Origin of the sequence: Phyllobacterium sp. SYP-B3895, from assembly GCF_009647635.1 — a bacterium.
GTDB lineage: Bacteria > Pseudomonadota > Alphaproteobacteria > Rhizobiales > Rhizobiaceae > Phyllobacterium > Phyllobacterium pellucidum.
The window spans coordinates 140,344-161,801 of record NZ_WJIG01000003.1 but is presented as its reverse complement, the minus strand read 5'-3'; the positions used below and the strand labels follow the sequence as shown (position 1 = coordinate 161,801).

Sequence of the window (21,458 nt, the reverse complement as noted above, 5' to 3'; positions counted from 1 at the left end):
AATGCGTCGTAATACTCGTGCTCTTGACGTTTTTCGCCTTGCTGGGAGCACTCGCGCTGTTTTCAGACAATAACGGGTCCCTGCGACAGTCGCCGCAGACGACCGTTGAGTCGCCCCTCTAGGCAGGTCTCAAATCCCCGCATACCATTCATAGCCGCGGTCCTCCCAGAAGCCACCCTTCCCGCCCCAAATACCCCTGAAACTGTCGGTGAGCTCGATGCGCATCACATATTTGGCGTGCTTGTAGCCGAGTTGGCGTTCAACGCGCAGCCGTAGCGGCGCGCCGTGCGCCACTTCCAGGTCCTTGCCGTTCATGGCATAGGCGAGGATCGTCTGCGGGTGCCAGGCGTCGACGAGATCGATGCTCTCGTAATATTTGCCGCTGCCATCCAGGGTCTGCTCCAATTCGTCTGCGCAATAGAACACCGCATACCGCGCGCCGGGAGCAAGCCCCGCCTTTTCGAGTACGAGGCCAAGCGGGACACCTGTCCATTTGCCGATTGCGCTCCAGCCCTCGACGCAATCGTGCCGGGTGATCTGCGTCCGTGACGGCATGGCCTTGAGGTCAGCCAGCGAGAATTCCAATGGCCGCTGCACCATTCCGTTCACGACGAGTTTCCAGTCGGCGAAGTTGTTTTCCCGCAGATGTGCATACTCCTCGCTGGCCGGTTCCGAGGTGCCATTCGGCTTGAACACCGGTGAAAGGTCGGCTTCGCTGAATTCGCGCGCCAGAGGTTGGTGGCCCATCAAAAGTCGCTGGGCTCCCATCGTCAGCGATTCTGCCCGTTGCAGTATATCGTTGACGGTTGTGCTCTGGACGAGCGCGTCGCAGCCGGTCAAAAGCCCGGTCGCCGCAACGCTGGAGCCGATGAGGAAGCGGCGGCGGGTAAGGTCGATGCTCATGTCGACTTTTCCTTTTCAGGCTCGACGCGCAGCGCATAATAGCCGGTGATCATCGAGCGCAAATTGTTCCAGACGCCGGAGACCAGCACCATCACGATATGGACGATGACAAAGGCGACGAGGAGCGAGGCGGTAATGAAATGGATAGTTCGCGCCGATTGACGGCCGCCGAAGAGATCGAGCAGCCATGGGAAGATCGAGTTGAACCCCGGCGACATCGTCAGCCCGGTGAGCACCATGAGCGGCAGCAGGACGAAGATCACGCCGACATAGGCAAGCTTTTGCAGGGCGTTGTAGTGGCGGGCCGCTTCGCCTTTCGGAAAGCGCAGCCGCGCATGTTCGGCAACCTCGTGGGCAAGATGGCCCGGCGTCAGTTCGGTTCGGGTCGGAGCGAGGTCGCGGCGAAAATGCCCGGCAATAAGGCCATAGAGGAGATAAACGAAGCCGTTGATGACGAAGAACCAGGCGAAGAAGAAATGCCAGCGCCGGCCGGTGGCAAGGTCCTGATAGCTCGGAATCGTGATCCAGGACGGGAAGGCGCGCGGTGCAAGTTCGCCATCGACGATCGATGCACCAAGGACCCCGGTCGTCGGAAGAGAGATGGAGCCGATCCGGGTAACGCCCTTGATCGTATCGCCATCCTCGACCGCGCCGATTGAAATGAACGATGGATCGGGTCTCGCATCTGCGCCGTATTGCCCCCAGTAAAGCGCCGGATGGGCGTTGAAGATTTGCAGGCCGCTCATCAAAAGAAAACTCAGGCAGAGGACGTTGAGCCAATGCGTGATACGCACGAGCACCGAATGCCGGTAGAAGAGCACCTGGCGCGACTTCGCCGTTTCGGATTGTGCAATGCTTGTCACGGACGGCCTCCAAAGCCGAAGCAGCTGCAATTATGCGTGGCGAACTCACCCGCCACGCACGATCTTCATGTTACTTTTTCTTGGGCGCCATCGTGCCCATGGCATCTGAGGTGCCGCTCTTCTTCATCATCGTATCGGATTTCATTGTATCCTTTTTCATCGCCATCTGGTCGCATTCCTTCATCATGGAATCCTTCTTCATGGCGTCCTTCTCCATGCCCGCATGTTTCATGCAATCGGATTTGGTCATCGGCTTCATCGTCTCCGCGGCCGATGCCGCATTTGCCCCGGCAATGCCGGCGCCAGCAATGAGAGCCGAAACGGCGATACGGCGTATGAGAGTGTTCATGGGTGTTCTCCTTTGGTTTGAAGTAGATACGGTGCGACGCGTCCTTTAGTTTCGGGACACATTCCGCATCCTTGCCTTCCGGTCGTTGCCGGAAATTCTCTGCTCTCGCTGTCACGCCGGCTGTGCGCCGATCACATGAAGCAGTTCGCGGTGAGGCACGGATCGGTTACAGCATCACGCATTGGTGATCATTCTTTAGTGGAATACGGCGCAAGCCATTGACGCGCCGGAGGCTTGGCTCTCATCTGTAACCTTTTCGCCATGCCTGCGAATAAAGGATGAATGAGAGTGCTTTCGCTCGAGACGCGATTGAAGGAACTCATGCTCGCCAGCCTTGCCGGCGATGCGCGCAGCTATGGAGCCCTTCTCACCGAGGTGGCCAGGCATCTACGCTTTTATTTTTTGCGGCGGCTGTCCGATGCGCACAAGGGCGATGCCGACGACCTGGTGCAGGAGACACTAATGGCGCTGCACACGCGGCGGGCGACATATGAGATCGACAGGCCCTTTACGGCCTGGCTGCATGCCATTGCGCGTTACAAGCTGATCGACCATTTCCGGCGCAACCGCATCCGGGCCACTGTGCCCCTCGACGATGTGGAAGACCTGTTTGCGACGGATCCATCCGACGCTGCAGGCGACCGCATGGATGTCGAGCGGCTGCTTGAAGCGGCGCCGGAAAGAACGCGCGATCTGATCCGCCGCACCAGGATCGAAGGACAGTCCATCGCCGAGGTGGCGGAAAGCACTGGCCTTACCGAAACGACGGTCAAGGTCAGCATACACAGAGGAATAAAGGCCATAGCGACGAAGCTCAAAGGGCGGGCTGCCAATGACGACAAATGACCTGATTGCGCGTCTGACAGGCGAGTTGAAGCCGGTGTCACCCATGGCCGTCGTTGGCCGCGTTGCTGCGGGGCTCGGCCTTGGCTCCATCGCCTCGGCGCTTCTCATGTATTTCTGGCTCGGCCTGAGGCCCGACATGACAACAGCCATGGGCACGACGCCGTTCTGGGTCAAGTTCGCCTATACGCTTGCGCTTGCCGCCGCTGGCGGCTGGGCGGTAAAGCGTATCGCCCATCCGCTCGGCAGCATCCGCGTCAGTCTTGCCTTGATGGCGATAGCCATCATCGTCATCAGTTTCCTCGCCTTTGCCGAGCTCGCGGCAACGCCCCCAGAACAATATATGGCAATGATGAAGGGCCGTTCGGTCAGCGTGTGCACGTTCAACATCGTCATGCTCTCGCTGCCCCTGCTCATTGCAGCATTCTGGGTGCTGCGCGGCCTTGCTCCAACGCGGCTGACAGTGGCGGGCGCCGCCGCTGGCCTGGCGGCCGGGGCGATCGCCTCATTCGTCTATTCGTTTCATTGCACTGAAAGCGGCATGCCATTCATCGCCATGTGGTACACGCTGGGCGTGCTCGTAACCGGCCTTATCGGGGCGATCGTGGGGCGGTATGTTCTGCGGTGGTGAGTACCTTGGCGTAGTGTGACGCGCCTAGGCCTTCATCAGCCACTCGTGCTCGGCCGCATTGTGGAACTTCCATGTGCGCTTCGGCCCCGCCATGACATTGAGGTAGTAAAGGTCGTAACCATGACAGGCGGCGCAGGGGTGGTAACCCTTCGGCACCATCACCACGTCGCCATCCTCGATCGCCATGGCCTCGTCGAGCGAGCGATCATCCGTGTAGACGCGCTGGAAACCGAAACCCTGCGCCGGGTTGAAGCGATGGTAGTAGGTTTCTTCCAGATAGGATTCGGCCGGCAGATTGTCCTGATCGTGCTTGTGCGGCGGATAGCTTGATGTATGCCCGCCAGGCGTGATGACCTCTACGACCAACAGCGAATCCGCTGGCTCATTCTCCGGCAGGATGTTGGTGACATAGCGCGTATTGGTGCCCTTGCCCCGCGTTTCCTGGCCGAGATCGTCGGGGGAAATCACCCGCACCGGCAGTCCGCCGCCAAGGCCTGGCGCCGAACACACCGCAAGCTCGACGGACGTCTCGGCGACGACGGACCATTCCGCGCCTTCCGGAAGGTAGACGGACCAGGGCTTGCCATCAAACGGCGACATGCGGGTTCCAAGGATGCCGAGATCATCACCATCGACGACCACCCTGCCCTTGCCGGTCACGAAGACGAGGCAGACTTCCTTGTCACCCGTGGTGCCGCTCGCAGATTGGCCCTCGTCCAGTTTGTGCAGGTCGAAGCCGACATAGGTCCAGCCCGCGCTTTCCGGCGTCACATGCGCAACGCGTCCCTTGCCGGGCGCTGCCTTGATGAGCAATTTCGACATGCCCTACTCCTTCTTGTTCTCGGGGTCTGCCTGCTGCTCCGATGCATCGTAGATGAGGAAGAACTGCCAGACGCCGTAGCCGGCAAATCCGAGCGCGATGACACCCCAGAACGGCGTGCCCGTGGCGAACTCGAAGATCGCCCAGGCAACACAGAAGGCAACCACGGCAATACGGCGCCACAGGGGACGGAAAAACGGATGGTTCGAGTCCTTGATCAAGCGAGACCTGCTTCCTTGATGAAGCGGCTGAGATTGGCGTATCCAAGCTTCGAATAGACGGCCGGATCGGCCTTCTCCGGATCCTGCTCGGCCTCGACCACAACCCAGCCGCTGTACCCTTTCAGTTCTTTCAGAACCCGAACATAGTCGATCATGCCGTCGCCAGGAACCGTGTAAACGCCGGCAAGGACGGAATCGAGAAACGACCAGTCCTCGCGGTTCGAGCGCCACATCACATCCTCGCGAATATCCTTGCAATGGACATGGCTGATGCGCGCCTTGTAGTGGCGTGCAAGCCGCGCCGGATCGGCGCCGCCCCACGTCGCATGGCCGGTATCGAGAAGAAGGTGCACCGGTGCGCCGGTGGCTTCCATGAACCGGTCGATCTCGCACTCGGCCTGAACCACTGTGCCCATATGGTGATGGTAGACGAGTTGCAGGCCGTAAGTCTGCTGGATCGCCTCGGCAAAACGCGTGTAGCGCTCGCCAAACACCGTCCAGGAGGCCTTCTGCAGGACGGGGCGCGCCGAGAGCGGCATATCCTTGTTGGAGTGGATGGCATTGGACGTCTCAGCGGCGATCAGCACCGAGCACCCCATATCCTTGAGCAAGGTCGCATGTGCCTTTGCGGCTTCGAGTTCCGCATCGACATCGCGCAGCAGGAGTTCTGTGGAATACCAGCCGCTGACGAGGCTATGGCCATAGGATTCGAGAATGGGCCGCAGCCTGTCGGCGGTGCGCGGAAACTTGTTGCCGAGTTCCATGCCGGTGAAGCCGGCCGCCTGCGCCTGCTCGAGGCAGGTCTCCAGCGGTATGTCCCCGCCAATCTCCAGCATGTCGTCATTGGACCAGCCGATTGGGTTCGCCCCGATGCGGATCATTCTTTCATTCCTTTGGTTCTGGGTTGATTTGAGATTGCAAATCGGCTCCGTCGCTTCCTCCGCCCCCCACAAAGGGAAGGGTAAGGGCAGCGTCTTGCCTGATCAATCACCAACCCGTTGCAGTTTCTGTTTTGCTTCGTAGTTCCGTCGCGCATCGTTTACCTGGCTGCGCGCACTGACCTCCGGTACGGCGACATCCCACCAGAAACCGCCCTCCTCGGTCGAGATCAGCGGATCGGTGTCGATGACAACCACCGTCGTTCGGTCGTTCAGCCTGGCGCGTGCCAGGGCACTTTCGAGCTCCGCGATGGAGGCGACCTTTTCGGAAATGGCGCCAAGACTGCGGGCATGAGCGGCAAAGTCGATCTCGGGCAGAACCTCGTGCTTCGTATCCTTGAGAAGATTGTTGAAGTTCGCGCCGCCGGTGCCCATCTGCAGCCGGTTGATACAGCCATAGCCGCGATTGTCGAGCAGCACGATGTTGATCTTGTGGCCGAGCATGACCGAGGTCGCGATCTCCGAATTCAGCATCAGATACGAGCCGTCACCGATCATCACCACGACCTCGTCGTTGGGCTTTGCCATCTTCGCTCCGAGACCGCCGGCGATCTCGTAGCCCATGCAGGAAAAGCCGTATTCGGCGTGGTAGGAACCGGGAGCGCCCGCCTGCCAGAGTTTGTGCAATTCCCCCGGCAATCCGCCCGCAGCGTGCAAAACGGTGGCCTCCGCGCCCATGGCGCGTTGCACCGCGCCAATCACCTGCGCGTCGGAAGGTAGGGACGCATTGGTCGGTCCCGTCACCTTGGCCGCCGCCCGCTGCCATTCTTCCTTGCCGCCTTTCGCATTGCCGGTCCAGTCAGTCGGGGCGCGGTAATCCTTGAGGGCGGCCGCAAGCTCCTCGAGCCCTTCCCTGGCGTCGGCGACAAGCGGCAGCGCCCGATGTTTTGTCGCGTCGAAGGGCTGGACGTTCAGCCCGATGAAGGTCTTCTCCGCGTTCTGGAACAATGCCCAGGACCCTGTGGTGAAGTCCTGAAGCCGGGTTCCGACGGCGAGAATGACATCCGCCTCCTGCGCGAGCCGGTTAGCCGCCGAGGTGCCCGTCACGCCGACCGCGGCCATGTTGAGAGGATGCACGTCCAGCAACGAGGACTTGCCGCCTTGTGTTTCGCAAACGGGTATGCCGGCCGCTTCGACGAATGACGCAAGTTCGTTCGATGCCTGAGAATAGATAACCCCACCGCCGGCGATGACGAGCGGTTTCTTGGCCGATTTCAGCGCGGCAACCGCCGCAGCAAGCTCGTCGCGATCCGGCCGCTGCCGGCGTTGGGTCCAGACGCGTTCCTCGAAAAAGCTTTCCGGATAATCGTAGGCCTCAGCCTGCACATCCTGGCACAGTGCAAGCGTCACCGGTCCGCACTCAGCCGGATCGGTCAGGACGCCCATGGTGCGAGCGAGCGCCGGGATGATCTGTTCGGGACGGGTGATACGGTCGAAATAGCGTGAGACCGGACGGAAGCAATCATTGGCCGAAACAGTTCCGTCGCCAAAGGACTCGACCTGCTGCAGAACCGGATCGGGCACCCGGTTTGCAAATACATCGCCCGGCAGCAGCAGGAGCGGCAGGCGATTGACATGCGCGAGTGCGGCCGCAGTCACCATGTTGGTGGCGCCGGGTCCAACCGAACTCGTCACCGCCATCATCCGCTGGCGGAAGCTCGCCTTGGCAAAAGCGATCGCCGCATGCGCCATCGCCTGCTCGTTGTGGGCGCGATAGGTCGGAAGCTCCTCCCTGACCTGATAGAGCGCCTCGCCGAGGCCCGCGACGTTGCCATGGCCAAAAATCGCCCAGACCCCGGCAAAGACCGGTACCTTCTTGCCGTCGACCATCGTCATCTGGCGGCTAAGGAAACGCGTCAGGGCCTGCGCCATGGTCAGGCGTATCGTCTTGGTCATCTCAGTCTCCTCCCGGGAAGTTCGCTATCCCGACGCTGGCAATACTAATCCTATGCCGCCTGCCGGTCGCGGCTGGCAAGCCAGGCCTTGGTCAATTTTTCGAAACGGCCGGCCATGTCGTCGATCGCAGCCTCGTCCGAGATCCGTCCGGCGAGCCAATTCTCCGCCGCATCCATGAACAATGTCCGCCCGACGGCAAAGCCCTTGACGATCGGGGCACCAGCCGTGGCAACGAAAGCCGCCTCAAGTTCGTCATGTGGCGCTTCAAGTCCGAGGAGCACGACGCCACGGCACCACGGATCGTTCTTTTCGATCACGGCTTCGATTTTCTTCCAGGCGACAGCCGATGCCTGCGGTTCGAGCTTCCACCAGTCCGGCTTTATGCCGAGCGCATAGAGTTCCTCAAGCGCCTGCGGAATAGTGTTGTCATCCACCTCACCATGCTTGCCAGCGATGATTTCGATCAAGAGTTCGCGGCCGACCTTGCGTGCGGCCTCGAAGAGTGACTGCAGCTTTGCCTGCTGCTCTTCCTTCAATGCCGCAGGATCATCCGGCCGGTAGAAACACAGGCACTTGATACAATGATCGACCGGCCATTCCGCCAGTTGCGAACCGATGTCCTGTGAAAACTCGAAGCGCAGCGGGCGCGAACCCGGCAGTTCGACGGGACGCCCGAGCCAATCGAAATTGTGGCGGGCGAATTCGAACATCGCCTCGCGGCCGAACTTCTCGTCGATCAGCATGCCGTAGCCGCTGCGCCCATCTGCGACCTTGGCGGCAGCCTTCACCGCCAGTTCCTTGAAGGCCTCGATTTTATCAGCCCCTGCGCCGAGCTTCTCTGCCAGCGCCTCGAGCTGGACGCGGTGATCGATCGCAAAAGCCATCATTGCCGGAATATCGCGGCGGCGCGTCGTCGCCCAATGGACGTGGTTTATCGCCTCGTCCTTGCGCAGCGCATGGTAGCGGCTGCCATGTTCGAGGAAATATTGCAGTTCCTCGTAAGTCGGAATTTCCGGGGCGCATAGCAGCCTCGACACGGCAAAGGCGCCGCAGGCATTCGCCCAGGTCGCGGCGGTGGCAAGGCTTTCGCCGCCGAGCCAGCCACGCAGGAAACCGGACATGAAGGCATCGCCGGCGCCGAGCACGTTAAAGACCTCGATCGGGAAGCCTTTGCCGACGATCCCGTCCTCGAGGTCGTCGGATATGGCGCCTTCATAGACGATACAACCCATGGGACCGCGCTTGAGCACGATCGTCCCGCTGGAAAGGGCGCGGATCGCCTTGAGGGCGCTCAAAAGATCGGCTTCGCCCGAGGCGATCAGCACTTCTTCCTCCGTGCCGACAATGAGGTCGCAATCGGCGAGAACCGTCTTCAGATGGTTGGAGACCTTGTCTGAGGCGATGTAACGGCTGTCGCCAGCCCCATGACCGGCGAGGCCCCAGAGATTGGGACGGTAGTCGATATCAAAGACGACCTTGCCGCCGGCTTCCTTGATCAGGCGAATTGCCTTGCGCTGCGCCGCATCGGTATTGGGCTTGGAAAAGTGCGTGCCGGTCACGACCACGGCGCGCGCCGACCGAATGAATTCCGGATCGACATCGCTTTCATCGATGGCCATGTCGGCACAATTCTCGCGATAGAAGATCAGCGGAAAGCTCTTGTCGTTCTCCACCGAGAGGATGACGAGCGCCGAAAGCCGCTCCGGATCGGTGATGACGCCTTGCGTCGCAACGCCTTCGCGCTGCAGTTGCTCACGGATAAAACGCCCCATCTGTTCGTCGCCGACGCGTGTCAAAAGCGCCGAGCGCAGTCCGAGCCGCGCCGTGCCGACGGCAATATTGGTGGGACAGCCGCCGACGGACTTGGCAAACGAGGCGATGTCCTCAAGCCGCGAGCCGATCTGCTGGCCGTAAAGGTCAACCGAGGAACGACCGATCGTAATGACATCAAGCAGCTTGCTCGTATCAGCTCCGTCCATGATGGTCCTCCCGATATGCTGATTGTCCCGCTCGCTGAGCCTGGGAATTTTGCCATATGAAATAATAATTCTATCAAATCGTCAATATGGAATGTCTGTTCTTTTTGTGTTTCGCTTTCAACGAGGCGCTTCTATGTGTATAGTGTGGGGACTATATACACATCGGAGCCACCATGCGCACAAATATCGAACTCGATGACGAGCTTGTCGCGAAGGCTATGAAACTGACAGGGCTCTCCACAAAAAAAGCTACAGTCGAGGAAGCCCTTAGGCGGCTCGTGCGGCAGTACGATCTTCAAAGATCGCTAGATGAAATCGTTGGCATCGAATGGGAAGGCGACCTCGACACCATGCGTGACGGTCGCGATCGAGATGATTTCGAATGATCGTGGTGGATAGTTCGGGCTTTATTGCCCACATGCGCAACGAACTCGTTCCCCCGGTTCAAAAGCTTCGTTCGATTTCCGATCTCTCCACAATAATCGTCGGGGATATCGTTCTGCTCGAACTGTTGCAGGGCACGCGCACGGACGCTGCGGCGGCGGCTCTGGAGGCGCGTTTACGCAGATTTGAGGTCCGTAACATGTTGTCGACGCGTATCGCCATCGAGGCGGCGCGGAACTATAGGCAATTGCGGCAACGCGGCATCACTATCCGCAGGACCATCGATATGATCATTGCGACTTATTGCATCAATGAGGGCCACTACCTCCTGCACCACGATCGGGATTTTGCTCCGATGGCGGAGCACCTGGGACTAAAGGTTCTTTGAACCTAGGTATTTCGGCGCTTCTCCGCGACACTGACAGTCAGCGCCATTGCCAGTGCCATGGTGCCGGAGAGAGAGCGGAAGCCGGAGAAATCGCCCTCTGCCGCTTCGAACCATACGCTCGCAGACTGGGCGAGTGGTGAAAAAGCGCTGTCGGTGATGGCGACAACCGGGACATTACGGGCCGATAAAGCCGCAGCATGTTCGATCGTGGCTGAGGCATAGGGCGAGAAGCTGATGGCGATGGCGGCATCACGTGGCCCGGCAAAGGAAATGATCTCAGGGTCGATGCCGGCGGTCGATTCGATCAGCTGGTTGCGAATTTTCAGTTTGCCGAATGCATATGCCATGTAGGCGGTTATCGGATAGGAGCGTCGGCGCGCCAGGAGATAGATCGTCTCGGCACCCGATAAAATGTCGACCGCCCGTTCGAGAACATCCTCTTCCACATTGTGGGAAATCGTCTCGATCGAATGCGTCGCCGCCGTAAGGAAGCCATTCAATATCGTGCGGTTCTTCGAAAGGCCATGCGTGTCACCCCGCAGGGCCGATAGCCGTTCCTCGTACGATGTTTGCCGCTCGCGCAGACGTTCACGAAAAACCGCCTGAAGGCTGGTAAAGCCGTCGAAGCCGAGATGCTGGGCAAAGCGGATGAGCGTCGACGGCTGCACGCCCGCCGTCTGGGCGATACTTGCGGCGGTGCCGAAGGCGATCTCATCGGGATTGCTCAATGCGTAAGCCGCGATCTGCGCGAGGCGTTTGGGCAGCACTTCGCGGCGATCGAGGATCATCGTGCGCAGCGCATCGAAATCCCGCGGCAGGGCCGCCTCGTTGTCCATGCTCGCCACCCCTATCCTTTCCCGCAACTGGTGCACGCCGCGACAAAATATTTATATCGAGACGGATCAGTTATTCCATTTACTCCACTTATAGATTATTTCAATCAGGAACTGCAAGCGATGGGAGAGAGCGATGCTGGGTGTTGGGCTGATCGGAACCGGCTTCATGGGCAAATGCCATGCGCTGGCGTGGAACTCGGTTCGCGCCGTCTTCGGCGATGTGGGGCCGGTGCGGCTGGTGCACCTCGGTGAAGCCAACGCCGAACTTGCAGTGCGCCGCGCTGGCGAATTCGGCTTTCAGAAGGGCTCCGGCGACTGGCGCTCTGTAATCGAGGACCCGGAGGTCAATGTCGTTTCGATCACGACGCCAAATCAGTTTCATCCCGAAATGGCGATCGCCGCGCTGGAGGCCGGCAAGCACGTCTGGTGCGAGAAGCCCATGGCACCGCTTTTCGCCGACGCCGAAGCCATGCTTGCAGCAGCGAAGCGAAGCGGCAAAGTTGCCGCACTCGGGTATAACTACATCCAGGGACCAGCGATCCGCCACATTCGCAAGCTCCTGGCCGAAAGGATCATCGGCGAGGTCAATCATCTGCGCATCGAGATGGACGAAGATTTCATGGCCGACCCCGATGCGCTGTTCAACTGGAAACACGCATCATCATCAGGCTACGGTGCACTCGATGATTTTGCGGTGCATCCGCTGTCGCTGCTGTTTACGCTATTCGGCCGCGTGGCGCGCGTAATGTGCGACATGTCCAGGCCCTATCCGACGCGCAAGACGGAGGATGGCAGCGATCGCACCGTCGAGACCTTCGACAGCGCCAGCGTGCTCATGCACATGGAAAACGGCGTCGCCGGAACGTTGCAGGTCAACCGCTCGGCATGGGGCCGCAAGGGGCGTATCTCACTGCAGATTTTCGGCTCAAGAGGCTCGATTCTGTTCGACCAGGAGCGCGCAAATGAGTTCCAGCTCTACGTGACCTCGGATCGGAAGACTGAACAGGGTTATCGTACGATCCTCACCGCGCCGCATCACGAGCCCTACGACCGATTTATCCCCGCGCCCGGCCATGGGCTTGGTTTCAACGACCTGAAGATCATCGAGTGCCACGAACTCATCAGGCGCATCAATGGCGCGCCCGCGCATTTGATCGAATTTGCCGACGGGCTCGAGATCGAGCGGACTGTTCACGCCATGGCCCGCTCCTACCAGGAACAGCGCTGGGTGGACGTGCGGTAGCTGACAAACTTGTTCAATGGGCAACGAAACCCTCCCCGCGCCGGGGAGGGTTTCGCCGAGCATGGCTTATAGAGTGATGGTTCGACCTTCCTTTACCGAGCGCAGAGCCGCATCTGCAAGCGCCAGTGCCTTGAGACCATCGTCGCCGCCTGGCGCGGCCTTGGATCCCTTGGCGATGGCGTCAATGAATGCCGCGATCTCATTGGCGTAAGCTTCGGTGTAGCGCGTCATGAAGAAGTCGTGCAGCGGCGGGCGGGTATAGCCGCTGCCGTTCGCCACTTCGATCGAGACCGGCCGCTGGTTCTCGGCCGAAACCATGCCCTTCGAGCCATGCACTTCGATGCGCTGGTCATAGCCATAGGTGGCGCGGCGCGAATTCGAGATCACGCACTGCTTGCCCGAAGCCGTCGATAGAATGACGCTGACGCTGTCATAGTCGCCAAGTTCGCCGATCTTTTTGTCGACGAGTACCGCGGCATGCGCGGTGACGGCGACCGGCTCCTCGCCGAGGAGGAAACGGGCCATATCGAAATCGTGGATCGTCATGTCGCGGAAAATTCCGCCCGAGCGCGTGATATATTCCGCCGGCGGCGCACCCGGATCACGCGAGGTGATCGTGACCATCTCGACATCGCCTATCGCGCCATCGTCAATCGCCTTGCGCACCGCCGCAAAGTGCGGATCAAAGCGCCGGTTGAAGCCCACCATCAGCGTTGCGCCGGTCTCCTGAACGACGTTCAGACACTGTCTGACGCGCTCGACGTCGAGGTCGATCGGCTTTTCGCAGAAGATCGCCTTGCCCGCGTGCGCAAAGCGCTCGATCAGGTCGGCATGCGTGTCGGTCGGCGTGCAGATGATCACCGCGTCGATGTCCGCGGCCTTTTCAATATCGTCGATGCTGCGGATTTCGCAGCCATGCGCCGTGGCAAGGTCCTTGGCCGCCTGTTCGAAAGCATCCGCAACGGCGACGAGTTTCGCCTGCGGGTTTGATGTGACGGCCTTCGCGTGGACCTTGCCGATGCGGCCCGCCCCGAGCAGGCCAAAGCGTACAGTCATTTTCAATACCTCTTTAAAGAAGCCCGGAACAACCCCGGGCGTTGTTATCCGCCCCCTGCCGTTATCCCCCGGGCTAGACCCCAGGACTCTAAGGATGCAGAGCGCGTATTTGCTTGGATCCTGGGGGGCAAGCCCGGCCCTCGGGTCAGGCCCGAGGATCGCAGTTGGACAAGTCTTTACCCTTATACCTTGCGCTTCTTCTGGCGGTACACGTCAACGATAACCGCTGCAACGATAATCACGCCCTTGATGATTTCCTGGTAGTAGGCATCGACCCTAAGGAAGGTGAAGCCGGAAATCATCACGCCGAGGATGATGGCGCCAATGACCGTACCGGTGATGCGGCCGATACCGCCCGTCAGCGATGTGCCCCCGATAACCGCAGCGGCAATCGCGTCAAGTTCGTAGGTAACGCCCATGCCGGCCTGTGCAGTCTGGGCACGTGCGGCGGTGACGATGCCGGCAAGCCCCGCCAGAAGACCGGCAATGGCATAGACCTTGATGAGATGGCTCTCAATATTTATACCGGAAACGCGCGCAGCCTGGGCATTCGCGCCGATCGCATAGGTGAACTTGCCGTAGCGCGTATAGCGCAGCGCAATGTGAAAGACGAGCGCAACCACCAGGAAGACGACGACCGGCCAGATGCTGGTGCCGATGAAATTGAACTGATCGGTCAGCCCTGAAACCGGCGAACCTTTCGTATACCACTTGGCCACGCCGCGCGCCGACACCATCATGCCAAGTGTCGCGATGAAGGGCGGTATCTTGGTATAGGAGATCAGCCAGCCATTGACGATGCCGGCGAGGAGGCCAATACCAAGGCCAACGCCGATCGGGATAAAAAACGGCAGGTCTGTCAACGCAGGATAGACCGGCCGTGCCCATGTGGAGGATTGGGCAAAACTTGCGGCGATCATCGCCGTCATGCCGACTACGGAGCCGGATGAAAGATCGATGCCGCCGGTAATGATGACCTGGGTAACGCCGACTGCGATAATGCCGATCACCGAAACCTGAAGAATGATGATGCGCAGCCGCTGGACATTCATCAGAAAGCTCTGACCGGCAAAAATCCAGCCGAGAATCTCGAAAATCAGCGCAATACCAATAAGGACGAGGAGGATATTGACCTCAGGCGGCAGCCGCCTGCGGCTTCGCGGCGCTAAAGGGGGTGTCGTTGCCTTGGCGGTTACAGGTTCGCTTGTCATTGTTCGTTCCTCCCCGGCGCGCTCACTTGGAAGCGAGCTCCATCACCTTGACCTGGGTTGCTTCGTCTCGATCGAGAAATCCGGTTACGCGGCCTTCGTGCATCACCATGATGCGGTCGCTCATGCCGAGCACTTCCGGCATTTCCGACGAGATCATGATGACGGCGACGCCCTGTTTGGCGAGTTGTGAAACAAGGCGATGGATCTCCGCCTTGGCGCCAACGTCGATGCCGCGGGTCGGCTCGTCGAGAATGAGAATTTTCGGGTTCGTCAGAAGCCAGCGACCGATCAGCACCTTTTGCTGGTTGCCGCCTGAGAGGTTTTCGACCTTTTCTTCAAGGCTCGGCGTCTTCACCCGCAGCGTATCGCTCATTGTTTTGCACGCCTTGGCAATCTGCCTTTCCGCGACGAAACCATATTTGACGAAGCGGTCCTGAAGCACGGCGATCTGCATGTTCTCAAGCACATCGAGAATGAGTAGGCAGCCGGTTTCCTTGCGGTCTTCGGTGATGAACGCCATGCCATGGGCGATCGCCTTGTGGGGCGTATCGATCTTAACATCCTTGCCGTTGATGGCGATGGTGCCTGTCGACGCCGGTGTCACCCCAAAAACCGTCTCCGCCACATTCGAGCGGCCCGAGCCGACCAGTCCGGCAATGCCGAGGATCTCGCCCGCGCGCACATCGAACGAGATATCGTGGAAGACGTTTTTGAGGCAAAGATCCTTCACCGAAAGCACCACGTCGCCGATCGGCACCGTCTCCTTCGGAAACATCTGCGTAATTTCGCGCCCGACCATCATCTTGATGATGTCGTCGCGGGTAACGTCCGTCGACGCATGCGTGCCGATAAAGCGACCGTCGCGGAACACCGAAAACTCGTCGGCAATCTCGAAGAGCTCGTTCATCTTGTGGGTGATGTAGACGATGCCGATACCCTGCGACCGCAGATCGCGAATGATTGCAAAGAGATGCTCCACTTCGCGCTCTGTCAGCGCCGAAGTCGGCTCATCCATGATAAGGACATCGGATTCGTAGGAGACTGCCTTGGCGATTTCGACCATCTGCCGGTTCGCGACGGATAGGTCGCGCACCTGGCTGTCGGGATCAAGGTTGATATTGAGCCGTTGGAACAGCTCGGCGGTCATGTCGTGCATCTTGCCGTGATCGACGAAGCCGAACGCGTTCTTGGGCTCGCGCCGAATCCAGATGTTCTCCGCCACGGTCATGAACGGCATCAGGTTGAGTTCCTGATGGATCATGGCGATGCCGTTTTCGAGCGCATCGAGCGGCGATTTCAGGCGGATCGGGACCCCTTTGAGGAAGACTTCGCCCTGATCTGGAATATATATTCCAGCAAGTATCTTCATCAGGGTGGATTTGCCGGCGCCGTTTTCGCCCATCAGCGCATGCACCGTCCCCCGCTTCAACCGGAACTGGACATTGTCCAGCGCGAGAACGCCCGGAAACTCCTTGCGAACGTTTTCCGCATTCAGGAGATATTCGGCCTGCGGTATGGCGCCACTAGCGCGCACCGCCGCCATGGTCGAGGGACTGACTGCCATGATCATCTCCTCCCAGAGAGGCTCCATTATAGACCGGAACGCATGAAAACGATGCGTTCCGGATCGTCAAAAGGCGTTGAACGGCCTTAGTTCGACTTCTGGTACTTGGAGAGATTCTCCGGCGTTACCAGTTCGAACGGAACGTAGACCTTGGCCTCGACCTTTTCGCCCTTGGCAAGCTTCAGCGCCGCATCGACAGCGCCCTGCCCTTGGCCGGCGGCGTTCTGGAACACGGTTACGTCGAGATCGCCCGCAGCCATGGCGGCAAGCGCGTCCTGTGTCGCATCGACTCCGCCGATCACGACGGAATCCATGGTGCGGCCGGCAGCCTTCAGGGCCTGGATCGCGCCGATGGCCATTTCGTCATTGTTGGAGATGACCGCATCGAACTTGAGACCGGCGGAAAGCCAGTTCGTCATGAGGTCGGCGCCCTGCGTACGGGACCAGTTAGCAGTCTGTTCTTCAACGATTTTAAGGCCCTTGCACTCATCCGTGGCGATCACATCGTGAATGTCCTTGGTCCGCTGGCGCGCGGCCTGGTTGGAGAGTTCGCCCATCATGACGACGACGTCGCCTTTGCCCTTCAGAAGACGGCAGACTTCCTTGGTCTCGAGGGTACCGGATTCAACCTCGTTCGACGCCACGAATGCCTGCTTCGCGGGCAGTTCATTGACGTTGACGGGTTCGCGGTTGACGTAGACCAGCGGAATGCCGGCGTCGGCGGCGATCTTCGACATGGCCGCGGTCGCGTCCGTATCGACCGGGTTCACGATGATCGCATCCACCTTGGAAGCGATGAAATTCTGGATCTGGCTCTGCTGCTTGGCGACGTCGTTCTGGGCATCTTCAACCTGAAGGGTCACGCCATCGAGCGTCTTGGCATAGTCCTGCATGCCATTGCGCAAAACGGTGAGGAAGTTGTCATCGAACAGGGCCATCGAAACGCCGATATTGGCGGCGAAGGCCGAACTGCTCATCAAGGCTGAAACAGCCACGGTCATCAGTAACTTTTTCATTTCATCTCCTCCACAAATGGTGCCCGGCCACACCCGCTTTAATCCGGATTGTCCCCACACCTTGGTACACGCAGCCAACCTACCCCTGGATGCGAGATTGCGGCGAGGAGAGTGCGCGAAGTTTCGCGCAAACCTGATCCTGAGCCTTATAGAACGGAATATACAGACCGTCTCACTCAATTTCTGAAATATTTATTCCATTTTATCGCGCAAGCGTCAAGCGAGATTCAATTTGAAGCGGCAATAATCGCCGGACCAATTTTGCACGGCTGTGCAATTGGAAGTGACTGCTGACGAGTGATAATGAATCAAAGTCCCGATGCATGGTGTGCGACTTTGGTCGGATTGACACGTTTTGCACCAACTCGAATAAGTAGCGCTTATTTATCGATTTAGGTTCGCATTTTGGGAGGAATGCGCAATTTTCGATGTTCGTCGATTTTTTGCGGCGGCGCACACGCGCGCATCAACAAATTTTCAAAAATTTATTTTGGAGGAGACAATGATCATTAAACGCGCCGTTATGGCGTCCCTGCTTGGTTGCACGATACTGACAGCTTGCGAGGGCAAGGACGAAGCGCCGGCACCTACGAGTACGTTTGCGGCAGATATTGAAACGCTCAAGCAAGACAATGCCCTGCTCAAGGACGACAACGCTTCCCTGAAAGCAGCGGGTCAGGCGGCAAGCGTGCAAATCGCTCAATTGCAGTCACAAGTGGCGCAAAGCAAAAACACAGACACCGTCCCGACAACCGCTATGCCGGATACCATCAACCGCCTGCAAAGCCAGATTGACGCCTTGCAGCAGTCTGCGACTGATACCAAACAGTCGGCCGACGCGTTTAAAGCCAGCCTGCAGGCCAGTCTCGAAAAACTGGCCGAACTTAAGAAAAACCCGCAACTCACTCCAGCCGACCGTACCGCCCTGGATGAACTCGGCGGCAAACTCAAGGGCCTGAGCGAAGATATCGCCACGGCGGTCAAAACAGCCGGCGACGACAGAACGAAACTCACAGCCGCGACCGACGGCATCAAGCATTCGCTTGAAACAATGAATACCAAGGCGGACGCTACCATAGTTGCCGCTCTCGGCGAGCAACTGGCCAAATTGCAGAGCGCGTTCGACGCTTCCGCCAAATCCAGCGCTGAGACAGCAACAAAAATCACTGCCCAACTGGCTGCCATCGAAGGTTCGATCGCCGAGCTAGTTCCGGACGATTTGACCGCCTACGTCAACCAGTTTGTCGGCACCGCCGATGCGAAGATGGCCGAAGGTGCGGTTGCCGTCGCGGCCGGCAAAGGCGGATCGCTTTCGCCAGGCGCTGGCGTGCCCTTCGGCATGGTCTTCTGGGCTCCGGAAAATCATTACAATTGGGAGTCGAGCACCTGGCCCTCCGGCTATTACTGGAGCAATAACGGGACGGTAAAGGGCATAAAGGGATTCAGCCTCACCCACATGAACGGCGCCGGCTGCGCCGGCAATGGTGGTGAGTTCCCCATGATGCCGCTGACCGACGGCTCCTTCGACCTTGCCAAGGGAATTACCTTTTCCCATGCCAATGAGTCGGCGGCGGCTGGGTATTATCAGGTCAAACTCGACTCAAACGTCAATGTCGAACTCACCGCGACTGCGCGCACGGGTTTCGGCCGTTTCGTCTATCCCGCCGACGGGAAAGCCTACCTGTTGATCGATCCGACTCGCACGAATGTGCGCAAAGGGCAGTCCGGTGAAATTAAGCTCGCGCCAGACTCGCCACGCGCCCTCGTTGGCAGGGCGCAGACAGGCGCGTTCTGCGTTCCTTACAATGGTAACGACAAGCCTGATGCCTTCATCTATGCCGAGTTCAATCAGGACTTCGTCCTGACGACCGTTGCCGGCGCACCGGCATTGGAGTTTACGACAGCACCCGGAAAACCGACCGATATCATGATGAAGGTCGGCGTATCCTTCGTCAGCCAGGAAAATGCCAGGCTCAACCTTCAGCAGGAAAGCGTCAAGGAATGGAATTTTGACGCTGCACGGGCGCTGAACCGCAAGCAGTGGAACGATAAGCTTGGGGCGATCAAGGTCGATTGGGACAAGGCGAAGAACAACGATTATTTCGCCCATCAGAAGCAGAAGCTTTACACCTATTTCTTCAGGTCATTGCTCGCGCCGACGATCGCCAGCGACGTCGATGGCAGCTACATGGGCTTCGACCGCCAGGTAAAAAAGACCGAAGCGGGGCACGTCCAATATACCAACTTCTCCGGCTGGGACATATACCGGCAGCTTACGCCGCTTCAAGCCCTGTTTTTCCCGAAAGAGACCGCCGATATGGCCCAGTCCATGGTCAATATGGGCAAGGTGTGCGGCGCACTGCCCCGTTGGGTCAACTACAACAACGACAAAGGTGTCATGTCCGGTGATTCCGGACCGATCATTGTGGCTCAGGCACATGCCTTCGGCGCCACGAATTTCGATACGGAATCGGCGAGACAGTTAATGATCAACGCTGCCGACGATCCCGTTGCACACTGCCAGGGAAAGGCAATTGCAGATGTCCGGCTTGGCTATCTTTCGCGCGGCTATATTTTCAGCGCCGATTGGAACGGCTACGTCTCCACGAGCCTCGAACTCGCCGCCAGCGACTATGCTGTCGGAAAATTCGCCAGCAAGCTTGGCGACACCGCCAATGGCAACCGGCTGATCAACCAATCCGCGAGCTGGAAGAACTCGCTGAACAAAACGGGCGCCAAACCAGTGATGGCGCAAAAGGGCCGCGACGGCAAATGGGGCGGCTCCTGCGCTCCGAACGGCTGCTTCATGGAAGGGTCAGACGAACAATATCTTTGGATGGTGCTGCATGATCTCGGCGGGCTGGTCGATGAACTCGGCGGTGCTAAAGCGACATCCGACAGGCTTGACGCGTTTTTTACGGAATTGAACGCTGGTGAAAAGAGCAAGCATGCCTACCTTGGCAATGAACCGTCATTCGGTTCGCCCTGGGTCTATAATTGGACGCAGAACCCAGCCGGAACGCAGCGTGTGGTCCGCCGAATGGTCGGGACAGTCGAGGACTTCCAAAACAAAAAAGACGCCGTCTTCGAGCTCAACCCAGCGGGGCTTCCGGGCAACGACGATCTCGGCTCCATCTCCGCAATGTATGTGTGGGGAGCGCTCGGCTTCTATCCGGAAATTCCGGGAGAAGGCGGCGTGAGCCTCCATTCGCCGCTGTTCCCGACAACGCAACTGCGTCTTGCTGACGGCAAAGCCGACGTGGCCATCAGTGCGCCGAATGCGCCAGCAATCTACACCCAGGGCCTGCGCCTCAATGGCGCGCTGTACGACTCCACCTGGCTTCCGGTGGAAAAGCTGATCGGCAACAACCTGGCAACTCTCGACTTCGCCCTTGGCGACGAACCGTCTCAATGGGCCACGCTGGCAACGCCGGCAATTCTCCCGCCATCGCCCGCCAAGGGAAAGGTCTGGGCAAAGGCTTCGTACGAGGGCCTAGCTGCGGCATTCAACAATTGCGGCATCGGCGGCCTTGCTACATCGTGCATTACGACCTCGATGATGGTGCCAATGCCCAATGACAGTGTCTATTCAAGTGGCGGCGTCCCTGGAACGACCATAGATGGGACGACGCTCAAACTCGCCGATGCCAATTCGGAGGGATTGAAACTCGTTGCGGGACTTTTCGATGCGCTACCAGCCGAGACAAGACTGCATCCGCTCGGACGCGACAACGTCATTTCCTATGGACAGATTGTAAAATTCGAAAAGCCATTGAAGGGAAATACGTTTTTTGTTCTTGGTGCAGGGTCGAGCGGCACCGGCAGCGGTAACGCGATCTTGACCTTCAGCGATGGCACTACAGAAACCGTAAGCATATCCTTGCCGGATTGGACGGACGCCATCGCCTATTCGCCGTCAGCAATAGCCGCGACAGGCAGCACTGATGCACAAAAGCTTGCTGCGTACAGCGCCGACTCGACCAAAGGAAACGGCTACAGGATAGTCTATGAAGCGGATGGACGCCTCAAATGGGCCGGCGGTAAAACCACGACGAAGGCAAGGCTCTACTACCAGGCCATCAAGCTGTCGGGGACCAAGGAGATTGCCCAGATTGAACTGCCCGACATGGCAAGCAGTTCCAGCACGTCTCCTCCTTCCAACCTGCTCCATATCTTCGGCCTCAACGCCGCAGATGTGAGCTACCCATGATCTGCAAAGGCGCGATTGAAGTAGAAATGGCCACCGCAAGGTGGCCATTTCATTCGGGGATGTTGAAAGATTTGCTCTTCGCATTCGCGCTTTCGAGCGCTGCGGCC

The 21,458-nt window shown here is 58.9% G+C and carries 19 protein-coding genes; 6 read left to right on the top strand and 13 right to left on the bottom strand.

The window, feature by feature from the left end; all coding sequences use genetic code 11:
* Window positions 1-129: 129 nt before the first annotated feature.
* The 3 genes from GF108_RS13345 to GF108_RS13335 all read right to left on the bottom strand — a co-directional run bounded on the left by GF108_RS13345 (window position 130) and on the right by GF108_RS13335 (window position 2,115).
* Window positions 130-903, bottom strand: coding sequence for a molybdopterin-binding protein (locus GF108_RS13345; protein ID WP_153668390.1), 774 nt, complete (start codon window positions 901-903; stop codon window positions 130-132).
* On the bottom strand, window positions 900-1,757 hold the full coding sequence (locus GF108_RS13340) for a cytochrome b/b6 domain-containing protein (protein WP_370462207.1): 858 nt from the start codon (window positions 1,755-1,757) through the stop codon (window positions 900-902). The genes GF108_RS13345 and GF108_RS13340 overlap by 4 nt, the downstream gene beginning before the upstream one ends.
* Window positions 1,758-1,836: 79 nt before the next feature.
* On the bottom strand, window positions 1,837-2,115 hold the full coding sequence (locus tag GF108_RS13335; RefSeq protein ID WP_153668389.1) for a pentapeptide MXKDX repeat protein: 279 nt from the start codon (window positions 2,113-2,115) through the stop codon (window positions 1,837-1,839).
* A gap of 288 nt (window positions 2,116-2,403) precedes the next feature.
* Between GF108_RS13335 and GF108_RS13330 the strand changes: the two genes are divergently transcribed.
* Window positions 2,404-2,961, top strand: coding sequence for a sigma-70 family RNA polymerase sigma factor (locus tag GF108_RS13330; protein WP_370462160.1), 558 nt, complete (start codon window positions 2,404-2,406; stop codon window positions 2,959-2,961).
* Window positions 2,948-3,589 (top strand): NrsF family protein, encoded by a 642-nt coding sequence (locus GF108_RS13325; RefSeq protein WP_153668387.1) that lies wholly within the window; start codon window positions 2,948-2,950, stop codon window positions 3,587-3,589. Before GF108_RS13330 ends, GF108_RS13325 begins: the two co-directional genes overlap by 14 nt.
* A gap of 24 nt (window positions 3,590-3,613) precedes the next feature.
* Here GF108_RS13325 and iolB read toward each other — a convergent pair whose 3' ends face one another.
* From iolB to iolC, 5 genes are all read right to left on the bottom strand, one after another.
* A complete protein-coding gene (gene iolB, locus GF108_RS13320) occupies window positions 3,614-4,411 on the bottom strand; it encodes a 5-deoxy-glucuronate isomerase (RefSeq protein WP_153668386.1) in 798 nt (265 codons plus the stop codon).
* A 3-nt stretch (window positions 4,412-4,414) separates the two neighbouring features.
* A complete protein-coding gene (locus tag GF108_RS13315; protein WP_370462206.1) occupies window positions 4,415-4,627 on the bottom strand; it encodes a DUF3329 domain-containing protein in 213 nt (70 codons plus the stop codon).
* Window positions 4,627-5,511: a myo-inosose-2 dehydratase gene (gene iolE, locus GF108_RS13310; RefSeq protein ID WP_153668384.1), complete on the bottom strand. Its 885-nt coding sequence runs from the start codon at window positions 5,509-5,511 to the stop codon at window positions 4,627-4,629. Before iolE ends, GF108_RS13315 begins: the two co-directional genes overlap by 1 nt.
* Window positions 5,512-5,613: 102 nt before the next feature.
* A complete protein-coding gene (gene iolD, locus GF108_RS13305; protein ID WP_153668383.1) occupies window positions 5,614-7,464 on the bottom strand; it encodes a 3D-(3,5/4)-trihydroxycyclohexane-1,2-dione acylhydrolase (decyclizing) in 1,851 nt (616 codons plus the stop codon).
* Window positions 7,465-7,514: 50 nt separating this feature from the next.
* Window positions 7,515-9,443 carry a 5-dehydro-2-deoxygluconokinase gene (gene iolC / locus GF108_RS13300; RefSeq protein WP_153668382.1) on the bottom strand — a complete coding sequence of 643 codons (1,929 nt, stop codon included), beginning with the start codon at window positions 9,441-9,443 and terminating at the stop codon, window positions 7,515-7,517.
* Window positions 9,444-9,616: 173 nt separating this feature from the next.
* Here iolC and GF108_RS13295 point away from each other — a divergent pair, with 173 nt between their 5' ends.
* Complete coding sequence (locus GF108_RS13295) at window positions 9,617-9,829, top strand: type II toxin-antitoxin system VapB family antitoxin (protein ID WP_153668381.1); 213 nt, start codon at window positions 9,617-9,619, stop codon at window positions 9,827-9,829.
* A complete protein-coding gene (locus GF108_RS13290) occupies window positions 9,826-10,215 on the top strand; it encodes a PIN domain nuclease (RefSeq protein WP_153668380.1) in 390 nt (129 codons plus the stop codon). Before GF108_RS13295 ends, GF108_RS13290 begins: the two co-directional genes overlap by 4 nt.
* A 2-nt stretch (window positions 10,216-10,217) precedes the next feature.
* Here GF108_RS13290 and GF108_RS13285 read toward each other — a convergent pair whose 3' ends face one another.
* Window positions 10,218-11,051 (bottom strand): MurR/RpiR family transcriptional regulator, encoded by an 834-nt coding sequence (locus tag GF108_RS13285; protein ID WP_027229576.1) that lies wholly within the window; start codon window positions 11,049-11,051, stop codon window positions 10,218-10,220.
* A gap of 133 nt (window positions 11,052-11,184) precedes the next feature.
* On the opposite strand from GF108_RS13285, the gene GF108_RS13280 reads away from it, so the two are divergent.
* Window positions 11,185-12,294: a Gfo/Idh/MocA family protein gene (locus GF108_RS13280; protein WP_153668379.1), complete on the top strand. Its 1,110-nt coding sequence runs from the start codon at window positions 11,185-11,187 to the stop codon at window positions 12,292-12,294.
* A gap of 66 nt (window positions 12,295-12,360) precedes the next feature.
* Here the strand turns inward: GF108_RS13280 and iolG are convergent, their stop codons facing one another.
* The 4 genes from iolG to GF108_RS13260 form a co-directional block, all read right to left on the bottom strand.
* Window positions 12,361-13,350: an inositol 2-dehydrogenase gene (iolG, locus tag GF108_RS13275; RefSeq protein WP_153668378.1), complete on the bottom strand. Its 990-nt coding sequence runs from the start codon at window positions 13,348-13,350 to the stop codon at window positions 12,361-12,363.
* Window positions 13,351-13,532: 182 nt separating this feature from the next.
* The gene (locus tag GF108_RS13270) at window positions 13,533-14,561 is read right to left on the bottom strand and encodes an ABC transporter permease (RefSeq protein ID WP_027229571.1); all 1,029 of its coding nucleotides are present in this window, start codon (window positions 14,559-14,561) and stop codon (window positions 13,533-13,535) included.
* A 22-nt stretch (window positions 14,562-14,583) separates the two neighbouring features.
* Window positions 14,584-16,125 carry a sugar ABC transporter ATP-binding protein gene (locus tag GF108_RS13265; protein WP_153668377.1) on the bottom strand — a complete coding sequence of 514 codons (1,542 nt, stop codon included), beginning with the start codon at window positions 16,123-16,125 and terminating at the stop codon, window positions 14,584-14,586.
* A gap of 86 nt (window positions 16,126-16,211) precedes the next feature.
* The gene (locus GF108_RS13260) at window positions 16,212-17,141 is read right to left on the bottom strand and encodes a sugar ABC transporter substrate-binding protein (protein WP_153668376.1); all 930 of its coding nucleotides are present in this window, start codon (window positions 17,139-17,141) and stop codon (window positions 16,212-16,214) included.
* Window positions 17,142-17,643: 502 nt separating this feature from the next.
* Here GF108_RS13260 and GF108_RS13255 point away from each other — a divergent pair.
* Window positions 17,644-21,351, top strand: a complete 3,708-nt coding sequence (locus GF108_RS13255) for a GH92 family glycosyl hydrolase (protein ID WP_153668375.1) — start codon at window positions 17,644-17,646, stop codon at window positions 21,349-21,351.
* Window positions 21,352-21,458: the final 107 nt, after the last annotated feature.